Source organism: Nocardia brasiliensis (assembly GCF_042691675.1).
GTDB classification, from domain to species: domain Bacteria; phylum Actinomycetota; class Actinomycetes; order Mycobacteriales; family Mycobacteriaceae; genus Nocardia; species Nocardia brasiliensis_D.
Genome location: NZ_CP170507.1, coordinates 5,729,623 through 5,751,122 on the forward strand (window position 1 = coordinate 5,729,623; position 21,500 = coordinate 5,751,122).

Consider the following 21,500-nt stretch of genomic DNA (forward strand, 5'->3'; position numbering starts at 1 on the left):
CCCCGGCATCCCGCTCCCGCCGGTCCACGTACACCCCCGGCGGGAGCGACAGGGCCCACACCCCTTGCTTCACCCGATACCCGATGTGCGGCTTACCCAAAGCGCGCGCGGCCTTCCGCCCTATCAGTGCACGAAAGCCGCACACCCGCTGTCGTCGGCGCACACCCGGTAAAGGGGTGTACGGATTAGACAAGGGGTGTGCGGCTGATTGTGCTCAGTGTGGGGTGGTGGGTTCCCACTCGTAGATGGTGAGTTCCGAGGAGCCGGTGGTGTGGACCGGGTCGGCGAAGGCGAGTTCTCGTGCGGCGTCGAGGTTTTCGGCGGCGAGGAAGTACCCGCCGCCGGTGCCGTCGGTGAATCGAGCGCTCTCGACCAGGTGGCCGCGTTCGCTCAACTGCTTCAGGAACTGTTTGTGCGGCTCGATCACGGCCGGGTCGAAGCGCGGTGTGCGCATCGCCATGACGAGGTACTTCTTCACGCCTCGGGCTCCGGGCGGGGAGCCCGGGTGGCGGCCGCGGCGGCGCGCACCTGCGGCGCGACGAGCACGACCTGACCGAGCACACCGTTCACGAACGACGGCGAGTCGTCGGTGGACAGTTCCTTGGCCAGCTCCACCGCCTCGTCCACCGCGACGACCGGCGGAACGTCGTTGGCGTGGAACAACTCCCACACCGCGATCCGCAGGATGGCGCGGTCGACGGCGGGCAACCGGGACAGTTCCCAGTCCTTGAGGTAGGACTCGATGGTGCCGTCCACCCGGTCGAGATCGTCGGCGACGCCCTCGACCAGCGTGTGCGTGTAGGCGTGTACCGGGGCGACCGCTTGGTCGCGGGTGGCCAATTCGACCCGCTCGTCGAGTAGGTCGGCCGGGTCCACGTCGCGTGCCTCTGCCTCGAAGAGCAGATCGACGGCCCGGCGGCGGGCTTTGTGCCGCGTACCGAGCTTCTTGAACGACTTCTTGTCTATCGGCTGTTCAGCCACGGTCACCATTATCCCAGTCCCTGTATCCATCGGCGGTAGGAGCGGGCCCCTACGTGGTCACGCTTCGCTACCGCCTCCGGGCCTGACGCTGCTCTGTCCATTGCGGCAGAAGCGGACCCTGCGTGGTTACGCTCCGCTACCGCCTCCGGGCCTGACGCTCCTGCCGCGCGCGGGCGGCGATCAGGCGTTGACTCGGCCGAGGTAGCTGCCATCACGCGAGTCGATGCGCAGCTTGTCGCCGGTGTTGATGAACAGCGGGACCTGCACCTCGGCGCCGGTCTCCAGGGTGGCGGGCTTGGTGCCGCCGGTGGAACGGTCGCCCTGCAGGCCGATGTCGGTGTGCTGCACCTCGAGCTCGACCGTCACCGGGAGCTCCACGTAGAGCGGCGCACCCTCGTGCGTGGCGACCTGCACGGACATGTTCTCCAGCAGGAACCGGGCGCCCGGGCCGATGGTCTGCTCGGAGATGGAGATCTGGTCGAACGTGTCACCGTCCATGAAGACGTAGTCCGAGCCGTCGTGGTACAGGTAGGTCATGTCGCGGCGGTCGACGGTGGCCGTCTCCACCTTCACGCCCGCGTTGAAGGTCTTGTCGACGACCTTGCCGGACAGCACGTTCTTCAGCTTCGTCCGCACGAAGGCGGGACCCTTGCCCGGCTTGACGTGCTGGAATTCGACGATCTGCTGGAGCTGACCGTCGATCTTCAGCACAAGGCCGTTCTTGAAGTCGCTGGTGTCCGCCACTGTCCTCGGATCTCCTAGTTCGTAAACAACATGATGGTCAACCGACGTCATTCGACGACGGTCAGGTCTTTGCTGGTGTTGGTGAGCAGCTCCGGGCCCCCTTCGCGCACCACGAGCGTGTCCTCGATCCGGACCCCGCCGCGGCCGGGAAAGTACACACCAGGTTCGACGGTCACCGCCACGCCAGCAAGAAGTGTACCGGTTCCGTTTTTCGCGATTCCCGGCGCTTCGTGGATCTGCAGTCCCACACCGTGCCCGAGACCGTGCACGAACAGCTTGCCGTGCCCCGCCGCCTCGATCACCGAGCGCGAGGCCGCGTCGACGTCGGCGACCTTCACGCCTGGTCGCAGCGCCTCCCGTCCGGCCCGCTGCGAGGCTTCGACCAGCGAGTACACCTCGCGCTGCCAGTCGCTGGGTTTGCCGAGGACGAAGGTGCGGGTCATGTCGGAGTGGTAGCCGCCGATCATCGCGCCGAAGTCGAGCTTGACGAAGTCACCGGCGGCGAGCACGGCCTCGGTCGGCCGATGATGCGGGACAGCCGAATTCACGCCGGTCGCCACGATGGTCTCGAACGAGATCGCCTCGGCGCCGTGCTCGAACATGGCCCATTCGAGGTCCCTGGCGACCTGTCGTTCGGTGCGGCCCGGGCGCAGCGCGCCGCGTTCGAGCAGGGCGGCCAGTCCGGCGTCACCCGCCGCGCAGGCCGCCCGGAGCTGCTCCACCTCGTAGGCGTCCTTGACCATGCGCAGCTGCTCGACCAGACCGGGCGTCGCGACGAATTCCAGCCCGGTGCGCTGCTCGATGAAGCCGCGGTGCTGCTCGACGGTGACGATGTGACTCTCGTAGCCGATCCGGCCGAGCTGCCATTCGCCTGCCAGTTCGACGATGCGGCGGGCGGTGGCTCGGGCGATCTCGGCGCGCAGGTCCGGAACCTGCTCGGCGACCTGGGTGCGGTATCGGCCGTCGGTGCCGATCACCGTGCGCTCCTCCGCATTGCGCATGTCCCAGGAATGCACCAGCAACGCCGCGTTGGATCCGGTGAAGCCGGTGAGGTATCTGAGGTTCACCAGATCGGTAACCAGCAGGGCGTCTACCCCGTTTTCCACCAGCAGACTCCGCAGCGCGCCACGCCGCGCGGCGTAGTCGGGCGCATGGCCCACGTGATCAGCACACATGTGTCAAAGCTACCGCCGACACGCCGTATAGCCACATGCAACACGTGCACGGACTGCCGCCACGCCGCTGACCTCGCGGTGAAGATCAGCCCGGCGATCGCGGAATGCCGTTGGCAGGCCGCGATTTCCGTACCGGACGGCATGCGGAGCGGGCGTTGTTCACATCTCGGAAAGCTATCCACATTCGGCTGCCGAGCGGTTGCTCCGCGCCGCGATCGGACGAAGCTGGATGGCATGCCGATCGTCGCGTTCGCCGCCCTCCTCGCGTGGTGTGTTGTGTTGAGCGTCATCGATTTTCGGCAGCGGCGGCTACCGAATTCGCTGACCGGATGGGGTGCGCTGGGAGTCTTCGGATACGCCCTGTCCACAACACAATTCACAGCCGCGCTACTCGGTGCGGCCCTGCTGGCGGTGCCGTATCTGGCGGTGCATCTGGTGCTGCCGACGGCCTTCGGTGCCGGAGATGTGAAGCTGGCCGTCGGGTTGGGCGCGGCCGCCGCGCTCGGCGGCGGGCAGGCGTGGGTGTGGGCGGCGCTGACCGCGCCACTGCTGACCGCGGCCGCCGGGATCGTCCTGCTCGGGATGCACCGGAGCCGAGCGCCGGTCGACGGTGCCGACGCGCCCCGCCGACTCGCGGTGCCACACGGTCCCGCCATGTGCCTGGCGACCGTGTGTGCCCTGGCCACAGCGAATGCCGGATGATCGGGACGGCGGCGGCGGCGAACGTGCCCGCCATCACTGCGGGCCGCGTGCCGGAGCAGCCGCGCCGACATGGGAAGATGGTGGGCGTGTTGCGCTGGATAACTGCCGGAGAATCCCACGGTCCCGCTCTCGTCACCATCCTCGAGGGGATGGTGGCCGGTGTCGAGGTCACGTCCGACGAGATCTCCGCGCAGTTGGCGCGCCGCAGGCTCGGTTACGGCCGCGGCGCCCGGATGAAGTTCGAGGCCGACAAGGTGACCGTCGTCGGCGGTGTCCGGCACGGCCGGACCATGGGCGGTCCGGTGGCCATCGAGATCGCCAACTCCGAGTGGCCGAAGTGGACGACGGTCATGTCCGCCGACCCGGTCGACCCGGCCGAACTCGCCGAACTGGCCCGCAATGCCCCGCTCACCCGACCGCGCCCCGGCCACGCCGACTACTCGGGCATGCTCAAGTACGGCTTCGACGACGCCCGCAATGTGCTGGAGCGCGCCAGCGCCAGGGAGACCGCGGCGCGCGTCGCGGCGGGCACCGTGGCCCGGAACTTCCTGCGCCAGGCGTTCGGCGTCGAAGTAATCTCGCACGTCGTGTCGATCGGCACCGCGCGGAACACCACCGGTGTGGTGCCGACCGCCGCCGATCTCGCCGCCATCGACGAGAGTCCGGTGCGCGCGTTCGACAAGGACGCGGAGGCCGCGATGATCGCCGAGATCGAGGCGGCCAAGAAGGATGGCGACACCCTCGGTGGCGTGGTCGAGGTCGTCGTCGAAGGACTTCCGGTCGGACTCGGCTCGTTCGTCAGCGGCGAGAACCGGCTCGACTCGCGGCTCGCGGCCGCGCTCATGGGCATTCAGGCCATCAAGGGCGTCGAGGTCGGCGACGGTTTCGAGACCGCCCGCCGGCGCGGCAGCCAGGCGCACGACGAGATGCGGCCCGGCCCCGATGGCGTGCTGCGTTCCACCAACCGCGCGGGCGGCCTAGAGGGCGGCATGACCAACGGCGAAGCGCTGCGGGTGCGCGCCGCGATGAAGCCGATCTCGACCGTGCCCCGTGCGCTGTCGACCGTGGACATGACCACCGGCGAGGAAGCCGTCGCCATCCACCAGCGCTCCGACGTGTGCGCCGTGCCCGCCGCGGGCGTGGTGGCCGAGTCCATGGTCGCACTGGTCGTCGCGCAGGCCGCGCTGGAGAAGTTCGGTGGCGACTCGCTGGGCGAGACCCTGGAGAACATCACCAGCTACGTCAAACGGATCAGCAGCCGCCCGCACCTCGCCCCCGCTGAGACAAGCACGCCATGATCGTGCAGACCGATCCGCGCGCGCCGCGCGTGGTGCTGGTCGGACCGCCGGGTGCGGGGAAATCGACGATCGGCCGCAAGCTCGCCAAGGAACTCGGGGTCGAGCTGTACGACACCGACGCGGGCATCGAACGCGAGACCGGCCGCACCATTCCGGAAATCTTCGCCACCGACGGCGAGCCCGAGTTCCGCCGGATCGAGGAGCGGGTAGTACGGCGCGCCATCCTCGCCGAGCGCGGCGTCGTCTCGCTCGGCGGTGGCGCCGTGCTGTCCAAGGAAACCCGGGCGCTGCTGCGCAACCGCACCGTCGTCTACCTGGAAATCAGTGTGGGCGAAGGACTCCGCCGCACCGGTGCGAGCACCAACCGACCGCTGCTCAACGGCGCCGACCCGGCCGCCAAGTACCGCGAGTTGATGCGCAAGCGCCGCCCGCTCTACCGCGAGGTCGCCACCGTCCGAGTGCGCACCGACGGCCGCAGCCCGGGCCGCGTCGTCAAAATGGTCCTGGCCAAGCTCGGACTCGAACCGGTCGAGCCCGCTGCCGGAACGGACATCGACAACACCGACCTGCCCGACACCACGACCCCACCGAGCACTGCCGCCGAGGGCACCGGAACCCCGCGCGCCGGCAGCCGATCCCGGGCCAGACGCCGGGCCCGGGCTCGTGCCGCCGCCCGTCGAGCGGCCGAACAGGAGCAAGCGGCCGGAGCCACTGAGCAGACACCCTCGGTGCCGTCCGGGAAGTCCGCCGCGAACGCGAACGGCCGGAGTTGGCGCACTCGCCGCTCGGCCGCCCCGGACGAGACCGGTGCGGCAAGCCAGTCGGACGGCACGGAAGAATCCGGTCCGAGTCCACGGTCCAGCGGGCGCGCCAGGCGGGCCCGCGCGCGACGGGCTCGGGTGCGCGCGCGTAAAAACCAGGAAGCAACCACAGAATCGGAGCAGTCGTGACAGAGCCGAATCGTCTCGAAGTTCGTACCGCGGATCCGTATCCGGTGATCATCGGCCGCGGCTTGCTCGGTGAGCTCGTCGAGGCGGTCAGCGGCGCGACGAAGGGCGTGCGGACGGTGGCGATCTTCCATCAGCCGCCACTCGCCGAGACCGCCGAAGTGGTGCGCAAGGCATTGGCCGACACCGGGATCGACGCGCATCGCATCGAGATCCCGGACGCCGAGGCCGGTAAGGAACTCGCCGTCGCCGGATTCTGCTGGGAGGTGCTCGGCCGGATCGGCCTGACCCGCAACGATGTGGTGGTGAGCCTCGGCGGCGGCGCCGCGACCGACCTGGCCGGCTTCGTGGCCGCGACCTGGATGCGCGGCGTGCGGATCGTGCATGTGCCGACCACGCTGCTGGCGATGGTCGACGCGGCCGTCGGCGGTAAGACCGGCATCAACACCGAGGCGGGCAAGAACCTGGTCGGCTGCTTTCATGAGCCTGCCGCGGTGCTCGTCGACCTGGCCACGCTGGAAACGGTGCCGCGCAACGAGATCGTGGCGGGCATGGCCGAGATCATCAAGGCCGGTTTCATCGCCGACCCGGTGATCCTGGACCTGGTGGAGCGCGATCCCGAGGCCGCGCTCGACCCCACCGGCGAGGTGCTGCCCGAGCTGATCCGGCGCGCGATCCAGGTGAAGGCCGATGTCGTCGCCGCCGATCTCAAGGAGGCCAGCCTGCGCGAGATCCTCAACTACGGCCACACCCTCGGCCACGCGATCGAGCGCCGCGAGCGCTACCGCTGGCGCCACGGCGCCGCCGTCTCGGTCGGCCTCGTCTTCGCCGCCGAACTCGGCCGCCTCGCGGGTCGTCTCGACGACGCCACCGCCGACCGTCACCGCACGGTCCTGGAAAGCGTCGGCCTGCCCACCGCCTACGACGCCGACGCCCTCCCCCAATTGCTGGACACCATGCAGACCGACAAGAAGACCCGCTCCGGTGTCCTGCGTTTCGTCGTCCTCGACGGTCTCGCCAAGCCCGGCCGCCTCGAAGGCCCCGACCCGACCCTGCTCGCCGCCGCCTACTCCGCCATCGCCCGCGAAGGCACCCCGAGCAGCGGCATCCTGCTGTAACCCGCTCCCGCACAGCGGAAACGGCGCACTCCGACAGGAGTGCGCCGTTCTCGTACTTCAGCCGAACCCGCTATCGGGCACGCGGCGACGTCTCAGGGGCGCGGAATCCAGTAGTCGTACCGACCGTTGTCCCAACGCGCGACGCAGATCCCCCGCTCATCCCACCCTGGTCCGTTCTTCTGGCAGTACGCCAGCGAAACGTTCGACACCGCGGGCAGGCACACGTAGTTCCACCGCGGCTGTTCCGACGCACAGCCGTTGTCCTGTGCGGCCGCCTGCCCAGCGAACACGACCGTGGACGCAGCGAGTGTCATCGCCGCGGCGACCCCGATTCGCATCAACATAACGATGTCCCCTCCCGTTGAAATGCATTGGACAGCAAAAGAATACCGGCGGTCCCGAGGGCGACAAGGGCATCGATGCCGTGGTGCGACAGGTTGGCAGCGCCTCGCTCGAATGTTGGCAGAGTCGTCTTCCCATGGCAGTGCGACAGACGCACGGGAGGCCGAAGCTCATCCCCATGCCTCACCAGCGCGCTCGCGGCAGCCTCGCGTCAGACGGAACTGGGTACGGGGGTGGACGCCTTGTTGGACGAGCGATCCGCGAGCATGCGGCCGATACCGACGCCGATGAGGGCGGGGACGAAGATCAGCAGGACGATGAACGCGGACCCGGCGGTGAGTTCGAAGAGGATGCCGTTGTCGCCGAGGTCGAACTTGGGCAGCCAGTCGAGGAGCCAGGCGCCGAGGCCGCTGCCGAGACCGCCCGCCACGGCCGCCTTCAACCACAGCAGGGTCAGGTCGGAGCCGCGCTCCGGATCGGGTTGGGCGGCCCGATCCTTGCGCCCGTCCAGCAAACCCCAGTACAGGACGGCCGCCACGAGGACGATCAGGCCGAGGGCGCGCATCCAGACCCCATGGGTCGGCCAGTTCACCATCGCGAACCCGAGCACGGCACGCAGGAAAACGACCAGCGCGCCGAGCAGGATGGCCCGCAACACCCAAGCATTCATGCGCACCACCATAACCCTGCGCATCCCCGAACCAAACTAGAACCGGTATCAGTTTTTACGTCCCCGCACCGGGCCATTCGACAGTCGTCTCGGCGACCGGCTCGATGCCGGACGCCGACACCGGTCAGCTCAGGTCGAACCTTCCAACGCCGCGGCCATTTCCGCGCGCGGAGCTGGGCGGCCGGTGAACTGTTCGACTTGTCCGTACGCCTGGTTCAGCAGCATCTGCAAACCGCTCACCACCGTGTGCCCAGCCCGCGACACCGCCTCGGCCAGCGGCGTCGGCCAGGGGTCATAGATCGCGTCGAGCACCACGGGCGCCGCCGCGACCGCCTCCGCGACGACTGCCGCTGCTGTGGCCGGAATCGTGCTGACCACGGCACCGGCCCGCTCGCAGAGTCCGGCGAGCGCGGCCGGATCGAAGCTGGTCACCGCGGCGTTCATGCCGAGGCGCTCGGCGAGATCCATGGCGCTGCTCGCCCGTCCGGGATCGCGGGCGATCACGGTGACCGTTTTGGCGCCGAGCTCGGACAGCGCGAGCAGCGCGGGTCGCGCGGTCCCGCCCGCGCCGAGCACCACTGCCTCGGCCACATCGGTGACGCCGCCGACGCGCAGCGCGCCGAGCACGCCGTCCACGTCGGTGCAGTCGGCCCGCCAGCCGGTCTCGGTGCGGACCAGCGTATTGGCCGAGCCGACCAGCACCGCCCGCTCGGTGCGCTCGGTGGCGTAGGCGAGCGCGGCCGCCTTGCCCGGCATGGTCACCGACAGCCCGACCCATTCCGGTCCGAGCCCGTCGACCAGTCCGGGCAGCTGCTCGGCCGTGCATTCGATGCGCTCGTAGCTCCAGTCGAGCCCGAGCGCGCGGTACGCGGCCAGATGCAACTGCGGCGAGCGGGAGTGCGCGATGGGCTTACCCAGCACCGCCGCTTTGCGTTCAGCGACCACTGTCGAGGATTCCGCTCGCCTGTGCCTGCTGGATGTAGCGCTGGTGCTGCTTGTAGTCATCGGTGAACAGGGTGGTGCCCTGCTTGTCGACGGTCACGAAGTACAACCAGGGCCCCGGTTCCGGATTCTCCATGGCGCGCAACGCGTTCAGCGACGGTGCGGCGATCGGTGTCGCGGGCAGGCCGATTTTCGCGTAGGTGTTCCACGGTGTCTCCGCGGCGCGGTCGGCGTCGGTGGTCTGCACTTCGGTGCGGTCCAGCGCGTAGTTCACCGTCGAGTCGAACTGCAGCATCTGCGGGACCCGCAGCCGGTTCACGATCACCCGCGCGACTTTGCCCATGTCCTGCGGCTTGGCCTCGCGTTCGACGAGCGACGCGGCGATCAGCGTCTGATACGGCGTCAACTTGGTCTCGCCGCCGGACTGCAACAGCCCGGTGGATTCATAGCTCTTGGCACTCGCCGTCACAAGCTGCCGGAGCATCTGCTCCGGCGTGCCGCTCGGGTCGAAATCCCAAGTGCCCGCGGCGATCAGGCCCTCCAGCTGCCTGGTCCGGTCCGGGCAGTCCTGGACACCCTGCGCGGCCCAGGCAGGCACCCCGAGCGCGGCCAGATCGACGCTCGCACCCGCGGCGGCGAGTTGTTCGTAGGTCACACACTTCTGGTTCGGGCCGGTGCCGATGCAGCTGGCATCCGCCATCATGCGGTAGATGCCGTCGGTGCGCCTGCCGGAGCCCACCTCGAACTGATCGTGCAGCAGCCGTCCCTCGGGAATGACCAGGTTGCCGACCCGCGCTTTCTTACCGACCAGCGCGGACACCGCCTGCGCGGCGGGACTGCGGCTCGGGATCGCATAGTAGCCCGGCTGCACCGCGTTCATGTTCGAATTCCGCACGGCCGCTTCGATGAACGCGCCGGTGCTCTTGACGACGTCCTTCTCCTTCATGCTCGCCGCGATCTGGGTCGAGGTGTCGCCGTCGTGCACCTGCACGACCACCAGTGGCCCGGGCGGACCGGCATAGTCTTCCGGCGGCCCGAGCTTGGCCACCAGCTTCATGCCCGCGAAGACCGCGGCACCGGCGAACAGCAGCACGAAGACCCCGGCGAACAGCCATAGAGTGCGCCTGCGCCGCTTGCGCTCCTGTGCCTTGCGCGAGGCGGCACGGGAACGCTTGCCGCGTTGCGCGCTGCGCGGGCGCCTGCCCTCCGCCGGCTCGTCGTCGTCGCGCCGTGCCGTTTCCCGGCGACCGGCGCGCGTGCGCTGCCCGGCCCGGCGCTCGGCACTGGGGCGCGGGGCGGGCTCGGGCGGGTCCATGTCGTCGGTGTAGCGCGGGATGACTGTGGTGTCGTCCTCGTAGTCGTCCCAGTCGTCCTGCTCGCGGCCGACCACGCGGTTATCGGCCTTGCCGCGCGTGTCTCTGCTGTTCTGCCCACCCCAGGCCCGGTCGTCGCGCCGGTAACGCCGATCAGCTTCGCGCTGTCGGTACCGTTCCTCGGCCCGCGCCCATCGATCCGTCATGCGTCGTCCTCGGACGACGCATGTCGCACCGCTTCAACCGACCTCAACACCGCACTCCGTTCGTCCAACCATCCTTGCAGGATCGAGACGGCCGCCGCCTGATCGATCACTTGCCGCTGGCCACGCGCGCGAACTCCACTGTCCCGCAATGCACGTGCAGCTGACACCGTAGTCAAACGTTCGTCGGAAAGCCGTATGGGCACCGGCGACACGGCGGTCTGCAACTGCTCGGCGAATGCGGTGGCAATGGTAGCGGCAGCGCCCTTCTCGCCGCGCAATGTTCGCGGCAGTCCGACAATTACTTCGACTGCCTCGTACTCCCGCACAATTTCAGCAATTCTGGCGATATCGGGCGCTACCCCACCACGACGGGTGTTCGGCTTCGCCCGAGGCACGGTTTCCACCGGCGTGGCGAGGACGCCATCGGGGTCGCACGAGGCGACCCCGATGCGGACGCTGCCGACATCGATGGCGATCCGCCTGCCGCGACCCGGATCGGTGTCGGGATGGGGGCGGTCGGAATCGCTTCGCGATGCCAGCCCACCCGTCGCCCGGCCACCACCCCTCTCGGAATCGCTTCGCGATGCCATCATTTAGCCAGTTCGGCCACCCGGGCACGGACCGCGGCAAGACCGGCCGGAATACCCGAGGGATCCGAACCCGCGCCTTGCGCCATCTCCGGCTTGCCGCCACCGCGCCCGGCGATGCTCGGTCCGAAGCTGGCGACCAGCTCACCGGCCTTGAAGCCGAGTTCCTGGGCACCCTTGTTGACGGTGACTACGAACGGCACCTTGCCATCGGCGTTGCCGAGCAGCACCACCACAGCAGGTTCGCTGCCGAATCTGCCGCGGATGTCGGTGGCCAGCGTCCGCAGATCGCCCGCGGGAACGCCCTCGGGCGCCGCGACGGCGACCAGCAGCACACCACCGATCCGCTCCGCCTCCTCGACGAACTTGCCTGCCGAGGACAGCACCGCGGCCATCTTGGTGCGTTCGAGTTCCTTCTCGGCCACTTTGAGCCGCTCTACCAACTGCTCGACCCGGCCCGGCACCTCTTCCGAGGGCACCTTCAGCGTGGACGCCACACCGGCCAGCAGCGCGCGTTCCTTGGCCAGGTACTTGTAGGAGTCGAGGCCGACGAAAGCCTCCACGCGACGGATACCGGAACCGACCGAGGACTCACCGAGCACGGTGATCGGGCCGATCTGCGAGGAATGCTGGACGTGCGTACCACCGCACAGCTCCATCGAGAACGGTCCGCCGATCTCCACCACCCGGACCTCGTCGCCGTAGTTCTCGCCGAACAGCGCGAGCGCGCCCATCTGCTTGGCCTTGGGCAGGTCGGTGACGAAGGTGTTCACCGGGAAGTCCGCGCCGACCGCGTCGTTGGACACCACCTCGATATCGGCCTTCTGCTGCTCGGAGAGCTGGCCCTGCCAGTTGAAGTCGAAGCGCAGGTAGCCGGGCTTGTTCAGCGAGCCCGCCTGCACCGCGTTCGGGCCGAGTACCTGACGCAGCGCGGCATGCACCATGTGCGTGCCGGAATGGCCCTGGGTGGCGCCCCGCCGCCAAGCCGGATCCGCTTGCGCGAGAACGACATCGCCCTCGGTGATCTGGCCCTGCTCGACGGTGGACTTGTGCACCCACAGCTTCTTGGCGATCTTCTGTACATCGTTGACGCGCAGCTTCAGCCCCGAAGCGCTGATGGTGCCGCGGTCGGCGATCTGACCACCGGACTCGGCGTAGAGCGGGCTGCGGTCCAGGATCACCTCGACGTCCTGCCCGGCCAGCGCGGTCGGCACTCGTACGCCATCGGCGATCAGAGCGAGCACGTTCGCCTCGGAGGTCAGCTCGTCGAAACCGGTGAACTCGGTGGCGCCGCGGTCGACCAGCTCCTTGTAGACGGTCAGGTCGGCGTGCCCGTGCTTGCGTTTGCGGGCGTCTTCCTTGGCGTTGGCCACCTGCTGGGCCATCAGCTCACGGAAGCCGTTCTCGTCCACCGTCAGCCCGGCCTCGGCCGCCATCTCCAGCGTCAGCTCGATCGGGAAGCCGTAGGTGTCGTGCAGCTTGAAGGCGTCCGATCCGGGGATCGTGGTGCCGCCCTTGGCCTGCACGGCGGTGGCGGTGTTGTCGAACAGCGCGGAGCCGGTGTTCAACGTCTTGAGGAAGGCCGATTCCTCGCCGACCGACACGGTCTCGATGCGCTGGAAATCGGTGGCCAGTTCCGGGTACGACGGCGCCATGAGGTCGCTGACGACCTTCATGAATTCCGCCATCACCGGCTTCTCCGCGCCGAGCAGCCGAGCCGAGCGCACGATCCGGCGCAGCAGCCTGCGCAGCACGTAGCCGCGCCCGTCGTTGCCCGGGTTCACGCCATCGGCGATGAGCATCGCGCTGGAGCGGGTGTGGTCGGCGATCACCCGGAAGCGGCGATCGTCCTCGTGCTCGACACCGTAGGAGCGGCCGGTGAGTTCCTCAACCTTGTCGATGATCGGGCGCAGCAGGTCGGTTTCGTAGACGTTCTCGACGCCTTGCAGCAGCATCGCGACGCGCTCGACGCCCAAGCCGGTGTCGATGTTCTTCTTCGGCAGCGAGCCGATCGGCGGATGCCCTTCCTTCGGACTCAGCTCGCCGCGAATGTCCTGCATGAACACGAGGTTCCAGATCTCGAGGTATCGGTCCTCGTCGGCGACCGGGCCGCCGTCGCGGCCGTACTCGGGGCCACGGTCGAAGTAGATCTCCGAGCACGGTCCACCGGGGCCGGGCACGCCCATGTCCCAGTAGTTGTCCTTGCCGTCGCGGAATTGGATCCGCTCCTCGGGGATGCCCGCGACCCGGCGCCAGATCTCGGCGGCCTCCGGATCGGATTCGTATGCGGTGACCCAGATCCGCTCAGGATCGAAGCCGAAACCGCCGTCCTCCTGGGGCTTGCTGATCAGCTCCCAGGCAAGGCGGATCGCCTCCTCCTTGAAGTAGTCACCGAAGGAGAAGTTGCCCGCCATCTGAAAGAACGTGTTGTGCCGGGTGGTGACGCCGACCTCTTCGATGTCGCCGGTGCGCACACACTTCTGCACGCTGGTCGCCCTCGGGTACGGCGGCGCCTCTTGGCCCAAGAAGTACGGCTTGAACTGGACCATGCCTGCGTTGACGAACAGCAGGTTCGGGTCGGCCAGGATCAGCGAGGCACTCGGAACCTCGGTATGGCCGGCACGGACGAAATGGTCCAGGAAGCGCCGTCGAATCTCGTGGGTCTGCACAGATATCCAGCCTACCGGTGCCGCACACGTGCTTTTTCATCGACTCTGGTGCCGTGCGCCACCAGGCGCATCACTTGCCGCGGATGATCCGGCGCAGCTTCTCCACCCGTGGGCCGACCTCGCGTTCGTTGCCGTGGTCGGTGGGTTGGTAGTAGTCGACGCCGACCAACTCGTCCGGCGGGTACTGCTGGGCGAGCACGCCGTCCTTGTTGTCGTGCGGGTATTTGTAGCCCTGGGCATTGCCGAGCTTCGCCGCGCCCGCGTAGTGCCCGTCCCGCAGGTGCGGCGGCACGGCTCCCGCTTTGCCCGCCGCGACATCGGCCATCGCGGCACCGAGCGCGGCGATGACGGCCCCCGATTTCGGCGCGCTGGCCAGGTGGATGGTGGCCTGCGCCAGGGCCAGCCGAGCTTCCGGGAGACCGACCAGCTGGACGACCTGCGCGGCGGCGGTGGCGGTTTGCAAGGCGGTGGGGTCGGCCATGCCGATGTCCTCGCTGGCGTGGATCATCAGCCGCCGCGCGATGAAGCGCGGGTCTTCGCCCGCCGTGAGCATCCGTGCCAGGTAGTGCAGCGCGGCATCGACGTCGGAACCGCGGATGGACTTGATGAAGGCGCTGATCACGTCGTAGTGCTGGTCGCCTGCCCGGTCGTAGCGGACCGCGGCCTTGTCCACGCTGGCCTCGACGAGTTCGACGCCGACGGTGCCGTCGAGCGAGGATTCGGCCGAGGCCTCCAGCGCGGTCAGCGCGCGACGGGCGTCACCGCCCGCGATCCGGACGATGTGGTCCAGCGCCTCGTCGGACACCGTGTACTGGCCGTCCAGTCCGCGCGGATCGTGGATCGCGCGATCGAGCACCTGGCGGATGTCGTCCTCGGTGAGCGATTGCAGTTGCAGCACCAGGGAGCGCGACAACAGCGGCGATACCACGGAGAACGACGGATTCTCGGTGGTCGCGCCGACGAGCAGCACGATCCGGTTCTCCACCGCGGCGAGCAGCGCGTCCTGCTGGGTTTTGGAGAAGCGGTGCACCTCGTCGATGAACAGCACGGTCTGCTCACCGACCGACAGCCTGCGCCGCGCGACGTCGATGACGGCGCGCACTTCCTTCACCCCGGCCGACAGGGCCGAAAGCGCCTCGAACCGACGTCCGGTCGAATGCGAGATCAGCGACGCGAGGGTCGTCTTACCCGTCCCGGGCGGGCCGTACAACAGCACCGACGCGGCACCCGAGCCCTCGACCAGTCGACGCAGCGGCGACCCCGGCCCGAGCAGATGCTGCTGCCCGACCACCTCGTCCAACGACGCGGGCCGCATCCGCACCGCCAGCGGCGCACCGGCGTCTCGGCGCACCACATTGTCGATGCTGTGTTCCGCTGGCACGCCATCTCCTGGCACGTCGAACAAGCCATCGCTCACGACTGCGCCTCGCTGACGCTCGGCTCCGTCGTGCGCGACGGCGCGCTGTGTCCTTGGTTCGCTCGCTGACGCTCCCTCACGACTGCGCCTCGCTGACCCTCGGCTCCGTCGTGCACGAGGGCGCGCTGTGTCGTTGGTTCGCTCGCTGACGCTCCCTCACGACTGCGCCTCGCTGACCCTCGGCTCCGTCGTGCACGAGGGCGCGCTGTGTCGTTGGTTCGCTCGCTGACGCTCCCTCACGACTGCGCCTCGCTGACCCTCGGCTCCGTCGTGCGCGACGGCGCGCTGTGTCCTTGGTTCGCTCGCTGACGCTCCCTCACGACTGCGCCTCGCTGACCCTCGGCTCCGTCGTGCACGAGGGCGCGCTGTGTCGTTGGTTCGCTCGCTGACGCTCCCTCACATCCGGCAACGTTACCGAGGTGCACCGACAAGGATGAACGCGCTGTACGGCGGCGAGCCGATTTGCGTGTCGCCCGCGCATCGGATGTGATCAATACTCGTGGCTGAAAACGTGTTCGTTTCAGATTCTCCGGTCGGCCCCTTCGCGCGACGCACCCTGTTGAAGGGCGGCGCGGCCGCGCTCACCGCCACCGCACTGCTGACCCCGGCTGCTGCCCATGCCACCGCCGGAGTGTTCCGGCACGGCGTCGCCTCGGGCGATCCGCTGCCGGACGGTGTGATCCTGTGGACCCGCGTCACCGTGTCCGACGACGCGACGCCCGGCTCGGGTGTCGGCGAACCGGCAAGCGTGCGTTGGGAAGTCGCCGGAGACGAGGGGTTCAGCACCCTCGCCGCGTCCGGAAACGTCACTGCCACAGCGTCTTCCGACCACACCGTCAAGGTCGACGTGTCCGGTCTCGCGCCGGGCACTGTCTATTTCTACCGCTTCACGGCCCGCGGCGAGACCTCCGCGGTCGGCCGCACCCGGACCGCCCCGGCCCTGGCCGACTCGCCGGAGCGCCTCCGCTTCGGGATCGTGTCCTGCGCCAACTGGGAGGCCGGATACTTCGGCGCCTACCGTCACCTGGCCGCCCGCACGGATCTCGACGCCATCGTGCACCTCGGCGACTACCTCTACGAGTACGGCCGCGGCAAGTACGGCGGCCGCAACGGCACCGTCCGTCCGCACGAGCCGGAGAACGAGACCGTCAGCCTGGCCGACTATCGAATCCGCCACGCGCAGTACAAGACCGACCCCGATCTGCTGGATCTGCACGCACGCCAGCCGTTCATCTGCACCTGGGACGACCACGAGTCCGCGGACAACTCCTGGTCCGGCGGCGCGGGCAACCACGACCCGGCCACCGAGGGCGCCTGGGCGGACCGTAAGGCCGCTTCCGCGCAGGCCTATCTGGAGTGGATGCCGGTGCGCGCGAAGGGAACCGGCGGCGAGGTGCAGATCTACCGCAGGCTCCGGTTCGGCACCCTCGCCGAACTGTCCATGCTGGATCTGCGCAGCTACCGCGACCAAGAGGCGAAGCCGGGCGCGGGCTGGCGCGAGGCCGACAATCCGGCGCGCACCATCACCGGCAAGGCCCAAATGGACTGGCTCACCGCTGGTTTGGCGTCCGCGCCGGTGCGCTGGAAGCTGGTCGGCAATTCGGTGATGATCGCCCCGCTGGTCTTCCCGCCGCTCGAGCCCGCGACTACCGCGGCGATCACCGGCGCGCTCGGGGTGCCGCAGGCAGGTCTCACCGTGAACGGCGATCAGTGGGACGGCTACACCGCGGACCGGCAACGGCTGTTCCGCACGATCACCGAACAGCAGATCTCCGATGTGGTGTTCCTGACCGGCGACATCCATTCCTCATGGGCCGCCGACCTGCCCGTCGACGCCGCCAACTATCCGGCGGGCAGCACGGCGGGCGTCGAGTTCGTGGTTCCGTCGGTCACCTCGACCAGCGTCGGCGACATGCTGAAGGCCAACTCGGCACCGATCGCGGAGACGATCAAGGGCCTCAACCATCACCTGCGTTACGTCGAATTGGATTCGCACGGGTACGGCGTCCTCGAGGTGACCCCGGACCAGAGCCAGATGGACTGGTTCTATCTCATCGACGTGGCCGACCCGAACTCCGGTGTGCGCCACGGCACGTCGCTCGCGGTTCGGGCAGGCGGACGCCTCGAACCACGGCAAGCACCGGCGAGCTGACCGGGGGTCGCCCTACTCCCCGCCGCCACCGCCCCCGCCACCGCCGCAGCCGCCACCGCCGCCACTTCCGCCGTCGCCCCCATCACCGAAGCCGCCGAACATGCCGCCGAGCGACCACTTGGTCCCCTGCGATCGGCCTCGGCCGCTGCGGAATTGGGCACTGAGCACGCTGCCGGACTGTTGAGCGCGGGTCAACGGAGTGACCTCCGGGTAGCGCCGAAGCCTCCGCTGGCGCACCCCCAGCGCCACCAATGCGGCAACGACGGCACCGCCCGCGATGATAATCAGCACAACAGTGGCCATCTGACCACTCCTCTCGCACCCCGTGGTCCAGAACCGTTCAGGATACTGGGCGGAGTGCGCGGCAGCTGCCCCTGATTATGGGGTGTCCGTTGCTGTTCCGGCGGAACCGACTACTCGGACCAGCGCTCTTCCAGCATCGCCGAGACGTCCTCGGCGAAGTCGCCGACAGCATCGTCACCGGTGCAGCGAGCGTCTTCGGCCAGCGCCGCCCAGCGGTTGATCAGCGCCTCCGAGCGCGGCACGGACATTCCGTGCTCGCGGGCGGCCGCGATGCGGGCGTGGTCGGCGGGCAGGAACCAGTAGGTGGACAACCACACCCAGATCAGCCGGGCTTCCAGGATCCGCTCGGACATCAGCTCGTCATCGGCCAGCGCGGGCCACACGCCGACCACCTCGGAGCGCCACGCCTCCACCATCTGCCTGGCACGTTCCCTGGACAGTTCGAAGTCGCACAGGCAACCGGGGAACGACACCAGCGCGTAGGCGATGTCGAGGGTGGCGTCGCGGAATCCGCCCCACTCGTAGTCGAGGAAGCGTGCGCCCTCCTCGTTGAGAATGACGTTGTCCGGGCACAGATCCGACGGACTGAACGCGCGGAAGCGTCCGGCCGAGAACAATCGGTTGCCGCGCACGATCCGTTCGGCGATCTCGCCGGGCACCTCGATGCCCAATTCGCGCTGCAGCAGACCCGGCACCTCCGCGATGGCGGATTCGGCTTGCTGGGCGATGCCGTCCACCCGATGCACCACGTCGACGCGACGCAGCAGCGCAACGAAATCGGCCTCGCGGCCGACGGTGGCGGCGTGCATCCGGCCGAGCGCCTGCGCGAACGCCATCATCCCGTTCCGCGTCGCGGGCTCGATGCCGGACTGCAGCATCTGGGTCAGCAGGCAGTTCTCACCGAGGTCGCTGAGGATCAGCAATCGCTCCGGCAAGCTGTGTGCGATCAGGTACGCGCCGGGGCGCTGTTCGCGGCTCAAGGCGGTGGTGAACTGATACGACACCGCTTCCCGAAGGAACGCGGAATCGATGCTGGCGACTCCGGGCGCAAGACCGCCGGTAGTACGGTCCTGCGAGCGTCCGCGAACTTGTTTGACGATCAGGGTTCGCGGCAACGAGAAGGCGTTTTCCGCTACACGCACACGGAGAACCGTCGTTCTACCACTACCGCTGAGTTCGATCGGATCGCTCAGCTTTACCGGAGCACCCATTCGCTTTGTGAGCAACTGTTGCGCTGCGGACACGACTTCGGCGGCGCGTTCGGCCAATAGTGCGGTCATCGCCCTTCAAGTTACTCGCATGGGGTCACTTCTAGCGAGCGGTTACACAACCTTTCCGCGTCGTTCGGCGTGTCTCCCGCGAGGTGACGGAACGGGCGCACGTTGCTTGACACCATTGCACCTGTCAGGTTTTCTCATCGTCAACTGCTCTGCGCCACACCGCAAACCAGTTGAGTGGAAAGGTCTATGGCATGACCGGCACACCGCCTCCCCCGCCCCACGAATCAGCTGGCGACGCTCCCGACCACGGAGACGACGAACGCTACGCGGCGCGGCCGGGCCAGCACGAGAGTCCCACCCCGCAGTCCCCGGGCACCAGTGCGGGGCACGGCCGCCACGAAATGGCAGGGGCCGCCGGGTACCCGCAGTTCGAGGGGCCCGGCGCGGCGCAATACGGGAATGAGCCCGTCGAGCCACCGCCGCCGGTGACACCGCAGCAATCGCAGCAGCAGCCGCCGGAGCAATCGCGGCAGCAGCCCCAGCAGCCGCAATCGGAACCACAATCGCAGCAGTCGCAGCAGCCGCAGCAGCCGCAATCGCAACCTCAGCAATCGCAGCAATCCCAACCGCCGCAATCGCAGCAGCCCGAGCAGCAATCGCAGCAGCCCAGTTACGGTCCGCCGGGAACCGGCCCGGGTGCGGCGCCACCCGGCTCCATGCCGCCACCGCCCGGCTCCATGCCTCCCGGTTACCTGCCGCCCGGTTCTATGCCGCCGGGCTCCATGTCGCCGCCGCCCGGTTCCATGCCTCCCGGTTACACGCCGCCCGGCTCTATGCCACCCGGCTCTATGCCGCCGGGGTCAATGCCCCCACAGGGAAACGTGCCGCCGTACGGCTCGATGCCGCCACCCCAAGGCGGCATGCAACAACCGGGCATGATGCCGCCACCCGACCAACCGATCTACGGCTACCAGCAGGCCGCCACCACCGCCCCCGGCACCCTCGATGTCGGTCAGGCGCTCAGCTACGGCTGGGAGAAGTTCCGCTCGAACCCTGGTCCCTGGATGAGTGTGATCGCGAGCGGGCTCATCATCTATCTCGCGTTCGTCCTCGTCGTTCAGCTGACCGATCCGACGACAATGCTCCCGCTACTGCTGATCTTCCTCGCCGTGCTGGCCGCGGTATGGCTGCTCCAGGCCGCCATGGTGCGGGGCGCGCTCTATGAAACCGACGGCTACAAACCGTCTTTCGGCTCGTACTTCCGTTTCGTGAACGCGGGCAATGTACTGCTCACTGCCCTGATCGCGTTCGTGCTCACGTTCATCGGGTCGGCACTGTGCATCGTTCCCGGTCTTATCGTCGGCGTTCTCTGTATGTTTTCACTGCACTTCGTCGTCGATCAGGACCAAGGTCCGTTCGAGGCGCTCAAATCCAGCTTCACCCTGGTAGTCACCAATGTCTGGCCGGTGCTGCTGCTCGCACTCTCGGTGTTGTTCGTGACGTTGGTCGGTGCCCTGCTGTGCGGCCTCGGCCTCCTGGTCGCAGGTCCCGTAGCCGTCCTGGCGGTCACCTACGCCTACCGCACTTTGACAGGCGGCACCGTCGCCCCCATCTGACACCCGGCCACAAACGGTGCGCGCACCCTTTGCGCTAGCCGCACACCCCGTGTACTGGGCGTGCGGGTAGTGAAAAGGGTGCGCTCTCGGCCTACTTGTCGACCAGGGCGCGCGTTCCGATCCATCGCCTGAATCGATCTATGGGTCCGGCCTCACGGCCTGCGCGAGGGCGGAGTTCCAGCACGATCACACCGGCCGTGACGATGCCCGCCAGGTTCACCGCGAGCTGCCCCGCCGACATGAACGCGACGTGCCACTCCCCCAAGGTGGCGGCGACAACGGCGAATCCGGCCGCGGGCACGGTCGTCACCGAGATGAACACACCCACTAGCGCCGCCGATTTCGCGGTCACCAGCGACAGCATGCCCGCGGCACCGGCCAGCAGCGCGACAACCAGGGAGAACGGCCCGACCTGGTAGATGAAGTCGACATTCGTGACGCTTTCCACGCCGCTCAGCGTGATCCAGCCGAATTGCTCCCACGCCAGCGTCGCCGCCAACGTGACCAGCATGGCCACCGGAAAACCGATCGCCAGCGCGATCGCCGAGCGCCGAGCCAGCCGGAAGTCGCGACGCACCATGCCCACCGCGAATGCCGCCAGCGGGCCGAACTCCGGCCCGACGACCATCGCGCCGACGATCGTCACCGGCGAATCGGTCGCCACACCGACCGCGGCCAGCAGGCAGGCAATGGTCAGGAAGGCGAGGAAGGTGGAGTTGAGCGTCGATTCCTCGTGGGTCTGCGCCACCAACTCTTCCCACACCACCGCGTCGGACGGATCACCGGGCGCCGCCTCGACCGCCCGATCGGCCGCCTCGGACAGCACGGTCTCGACCGGCCCGAGGGTGATGCCGCCGGTCTTGCAGATGCCGAGGTCGGTCAGCTCGGCCAGCACCTCGTTCCCGGCCTCCCGGGCCACATCGGCCTGGATGAGGTCACCCGCGGGTTCCAGCGCGACGCCGCGAGCCAGGGTCACATGCGTGGCACCTGGGTTCGCGGCGAGCACGGCCAGCACTTTGTCCGTCAGCTCCGGCGGACTGATCATGCGCAGATGCAGCAACAGATCCCCTCATGGTCAGTGTCGCCCCGACAGGGTCG

At 68.4% G+C, this 21,500-nt stretch carries 20 protein-coding genes and 1 pseudogene; 6 read left to right on the forward strand and 15 right to left on the reverse strand.

Translation table 11 applies throughout. The annotated features are described in order from the left end of the window. Positions 1–214 precede the first annotated feature (214 nt). From ACFK0J_RS26285 to ACFK0J_RS26300, 4 genes are all read right to left on the reverse strand, one after another. On the reverse strand, positions 215–478 hold the full coding sequence (locus ACFK0J_RS26285) for a YciI family protein (protein WP_378731707.1): 264 nt from the start codon (positions 476–478) through the stop codon (positions 215–217). Next, positions 475–981 carry a transcription antitermination factor NusB gene (gene nusB, locus ACFK0J_RS26290; protein WP_378731709.1) on the reverse strand — a complete coding sequence of 169 codons (507 nt, stop codon included), beginning with the start codon at positions 979–981 and terminating at the stop codon, positions 475–477. Before nusB ends, ACFK0J_RS26285 begins: the two co-directional genes overlap by 4 nt. 180 nt (positions 982–1,161) lie before the next feature. After that, complete coding sequence (gene efp / locus ACFK0J_RS26295; protein ID WP_167463947.1) at positions 1,162–1,725, reverse strand: elongation factor P; 564 nt, start codon at positions 1,723–1,725, stop codon at positions 1,162–1,164. Positions 1,726–1,772: 47 nt separating this feature from the next. After that, positions 1,773–2,900 carry a M24 family metallopeptidase gene (locus ACFK0J_RS26300; RefSeq protein ID WP_378731711.1) on the reverse strand — a complete coding sequence of 376 codons (1,128 nt, stop codon included), beginning with the start codon at positions 2,898–2,900 and terminating at the stop codon, positions 1,773–1,775. A 234-nt stretch (positions 2,901–3,134) separates the two neighbouring features. On the opposite strand from ACFK0J_RS26300, the gene ACFK0J_RS26305 reads away from it, so the two are divergent. The 4 genes and pseudogenes from ACFK0J_RS26305 (at position 3,135) to aroB (ending at position 6,965) form a co-directional block, all read left to right on the forward strand. Continuing rightward, positions 3,135–3,602: a prepilin peptidase gene (locus ACFK0J_RS26305; RefSeq protein WP_378731713.1), complete on the forward strand. Its 468-nt coding sequence runs from the start codon at positions 3,135–3,137 to the stop codon at positions 3,600–3,602. Positions 3,603–3,688: 86 nt separating this feature from the next. Next, entirely contained in the window at positions 3,689–4,900 is a 1,212-nt protein-coding gene (aroC, locus tag ACFK0J_RS26310; RefSeq protein WP_378743021.1) for a chorismate synthase, read from the forward strand. Continuing rightward, a pseudogene (locus tag ACFK0J_RS26315) lies at positions 4,897–5,415 on the forward strand (shikimate kinase); the annotation flags it as partial. The gene aroC and the pseudogene ACFK0J_RS26315, both read left to right, overlap by 4 nt. A 431-nt stretch (positions 5,416–5,846) precedes the next feature. Beyond that, positions 5,847–6,965, forward strand: coding sequence for a 3-dehydroquinate synthase (gene aroB / locus ACFK0J_RS26320; RefSeq protein ID WP_378731715.1), 1,119 nt, complete (start codon positions 5,847–5,849; stop codon positions 6,963–6,965). A gap of 92 nt (positions 6,966–7,057) precedes the next feature. Here the strand turns inward: aroB and ACFK0J_RS26325 are convergent, their stop codons facing one another. The 7 genes from ACFK0J_RS26325 to ACFK0J_RS26355 form a co-directional block, all read right to left on the reverse strand. Next, complete coding sequence (locus ACFK0J_RS26325; RefSeq protein WP_378731717.1) at positions 7,058–7,303, reverse strand: hypothetical protein; 246 nt, start codon at positions 7,301–7,303, stop codon at positions 7,058–7,060. Between the two features lie 215 nt (positions 7,304–7,518). Continuing rightward, positions 7,519–7,977, reverse strand: a complete 459-nt coding sequence (locus ACFK0J_RS26330) for a B-4DMT family transporter (protein WP_378731719.1) — start codon at positions 7,975–7,977, stop codon at positions 7,519–7,521. 129 nt (positions 7,978–8,106) lie between these two features. Further along, complete coding sequence (locus tag ACFK0J_RS26335; protein WP_378731721.1) at positions 8,107–8,982, reverse strand: shikimate dehydrogenase; 876 nt, start codon at positions 8,980–8,982, stop codon at positions 8,107–8,109. Then, complete coding sequence (mltG, locus tag ACFK0J_RS26340) at positions 8,912–10,438, reverse strand: endolytic transglycosylase MltG (protein ID WP_378731723.1); 1,527 nt, start codon at positions 10,436–10,438, stop codon at positions 8,912–8,914. Before mltG ends, ACFK0J_RS26335 begins: the two co-directional genes overlap by 71 nt. Next, on the reverse strand, positions 10,435–11,028 hold the full coding sequence (gene ruvX / locus ACFK0J_RS26345; protein WP_378743024.1) for a Holliday junction resolvase RuvX: 594 nt from the start codon (positions 11,026–11,028) through the stop codon (positions 10,435–10,437). Before ruvX ends, mltG begins: the two co-directional genes overlap by 4 nt. Further along, a complete protein-coding gene (gene alaS / locus ACFK0J_RS26350; protein WP_378731725.1) occupies positions 11,028–13,694 on the reverse strand; it encodes an alanine--tRNA ligase in 2,667 nt (888 codons plus the stop codon). The genes ruvX and alaS overlap by 1 nt, the downstream gene beginning before the upstream one ends. 70 nt (positions 13,695–13,764) lie before the next feature. After that, positions 13,765–15,111 carry a replication-associated recombination protein A gene (locus ACFK0J_RS26355; RefSeq protein WP_378731727.1) on the reverse strand — a complete coding sequence of 449 codons (1,347 nt, stop codon included), beginning with the start codon at positions 15,109–15,111 and terminating at the stop codon, positions 13,765–13,767. A 499-nt stretch (positions 15,112–15,610) separates the two neighbouring features. On the opposite strand from ACFK0J_RS26355, the gene ACFK0J_RS26360 reads away from it, so the two are divergent. After that, positions 15,611–17,263, forward strand: coding sequence for an alkaline phosphatase D family protein (locus ACFK0J_RS26360; RefSeq protein ID WP_378731729.1), 1,653 nt, complete (start codon positions 15,611–15,613; stop codon positions 17,261–17,263). A 12-nt stretch (positions 17,264–17,275) separates the two neighbouring features. Here the strand turns inward: ACFK0J_RS26360 and ACFK0J_RS26365 are convergent, their stop codons facing one another. The 3 genes from ACFK0J_RS26365 to ACFK0J_RS26375 all read right to left on the reverse strand — a co-directional run bounded on the left by ACFK0J_RS26365 (position 17,276) and on the right by ACFK0J_RS26375 (position 19,397). Next, positions 17,276–17,566 carry a hypothetical protein gene (locus ACFK0J_RS26365; protein ID WP_378731731.1) on the reverse strand — a complete coding sequence of 97 codons (291 nt, stop codon included), beginning with the start codon at positions 17,564–17,566 and terminating at the stop codon, positions 17,276–17,278. Positions 17,567–17,676: 110 nt separating this feature from the next. Next, a complete protein-coding gene (locus tag ACFK0J_RS26370) occupies positions 17,677–18,846 on the reverse strand; it encodes a phosphotransferase family protein (protein WP_378731733.1) in 1,170 nt (389 codons plus the stop codon). Between the two features lie 224 nt (positions 18,847–19,070). Beyond that, a complete protein-coding gene (locus ACFK0J_RS26375; RefSeq protein WP_378731735.1) occupies positions 19,071–19,397 on the reverse strand; it encodes a hypothetical protein in 327 nt (108 codons plus the stop codon). A 252-nt stretch (positions 19,398–19,649) separates the two neighbouring features. On the opposite strand from ACFK0J_RS26375, the gene ACFK0J_RS26380 reads away from it, so the two are divergent. Then, positions 19,650–20,402 (forward strand): hypothetical protein, encoded by a 753-nt coding sequence (locus ACFK0J_RS26380; RefSeq protein ID WP_378731737.1) that lies wholly within the window; start codon positions 19,650–19,652, stop codon positions 20,400–20,402. A 91-nt stretch (positions 20,403–20,493) separates the two neighbouring features. Here the strand turns inward: ACFK0J_RS26380 and ACFK0J_RS26385 are convergent, their stop codons facing one another. Then, positions 20,494–21,462: a DUF389 domain-containing protein gene (locus ACFK0J_RS26385; RefSeq protein ID WP_378731738.1), complete on the reverse strand. Its 969-nt coding sequence runs from the start codon at positions 21,460–21,462 to the stop codon at positions 20,494–20,496. Between the last annotated feature and the right edge of the window lie 38 nt (positions 21,463–21,500).

What these genes read in the sequence shown, in the direction of transcription:
- ACFK0J_RS26305 (WP_378731713.1), top strand. Translation starts at nt 3,135, where the DNA reads ATGCCGATCGTCGCGTTCGCCGCCCTCCTCGCGTGGTGTGTTGTGTTG.
- ruvX (WP_378743024.1), bottom strand. Translation starts at nt 11,028, where the DNA reads ATGGCATCGCGAAGCGATTCCGAGAGGGGTGGTGGCCGGGCGACGGGT.
- ACFK0J_RS26325 (WP_378731717.1), bottom strand. Translation starts at nt 7,303, where the DNA reads ATGCGAATCGGGGTCGCCGCGGCGATGACACTCGCTGCGTCCACGGTC.
- ACFK0J_RS26380 (WP_378731737.1), top strand. Translation starts at nt 19,650, where the DNA reads ATGCCCCCACAGGGAAACGTGCCGCCGTACGGCTCGATGCCGCCACCC.
- ACFK0J_RS26365 (WP_378731731.1), bottom strand. Translation starts at nt 17,566, where the DNA reads ATGGCCACTGTTGTGCTGATTATCATCGCGGGCGGTGCCGTCGTTGCC.
- mltG (WP_378731723.1), bottom strand. Translation starts at nt 10,438, where the DNA reads ATGACGGATCGATGGGCGCGGGCCGAGGAACGGTACCGACAGCGCGAA.
- ACFK0J_RS26330 (WP_378731719.1), bottom strand. Translation starts at nt 7,977, where the DNA reads ATGAATGCTTGGGTGTTGCGGGCCATCCTGCTCGGCGCGCTGGTCGTT.
- ACFK0J_RS26370 (WP_378731733.1), bottom strand. Translation starts at nt 18,846, where the DNA reads ATGACCGCACTATTGGCCGAACGCGCCGCCGAAGTCGTGTCCGCAGCG.
- ACFK0J_RS26300 (WP_378731711.1), bottom strand. Translation starts at nt 2,900, where the DNA reads ATGTGTGCTGATCACGTGGGCCATGCGCCCGACTACGCCGCGCGGCGT.
- ACFK0J_RS26335 (WP_378731721.1), bottom strand. Translation starts at nt 8,982, where the DNA reads ATGACTACAAGCAGCACCAGCGCTACATCCAGCAGGCACAGGCGAGCG.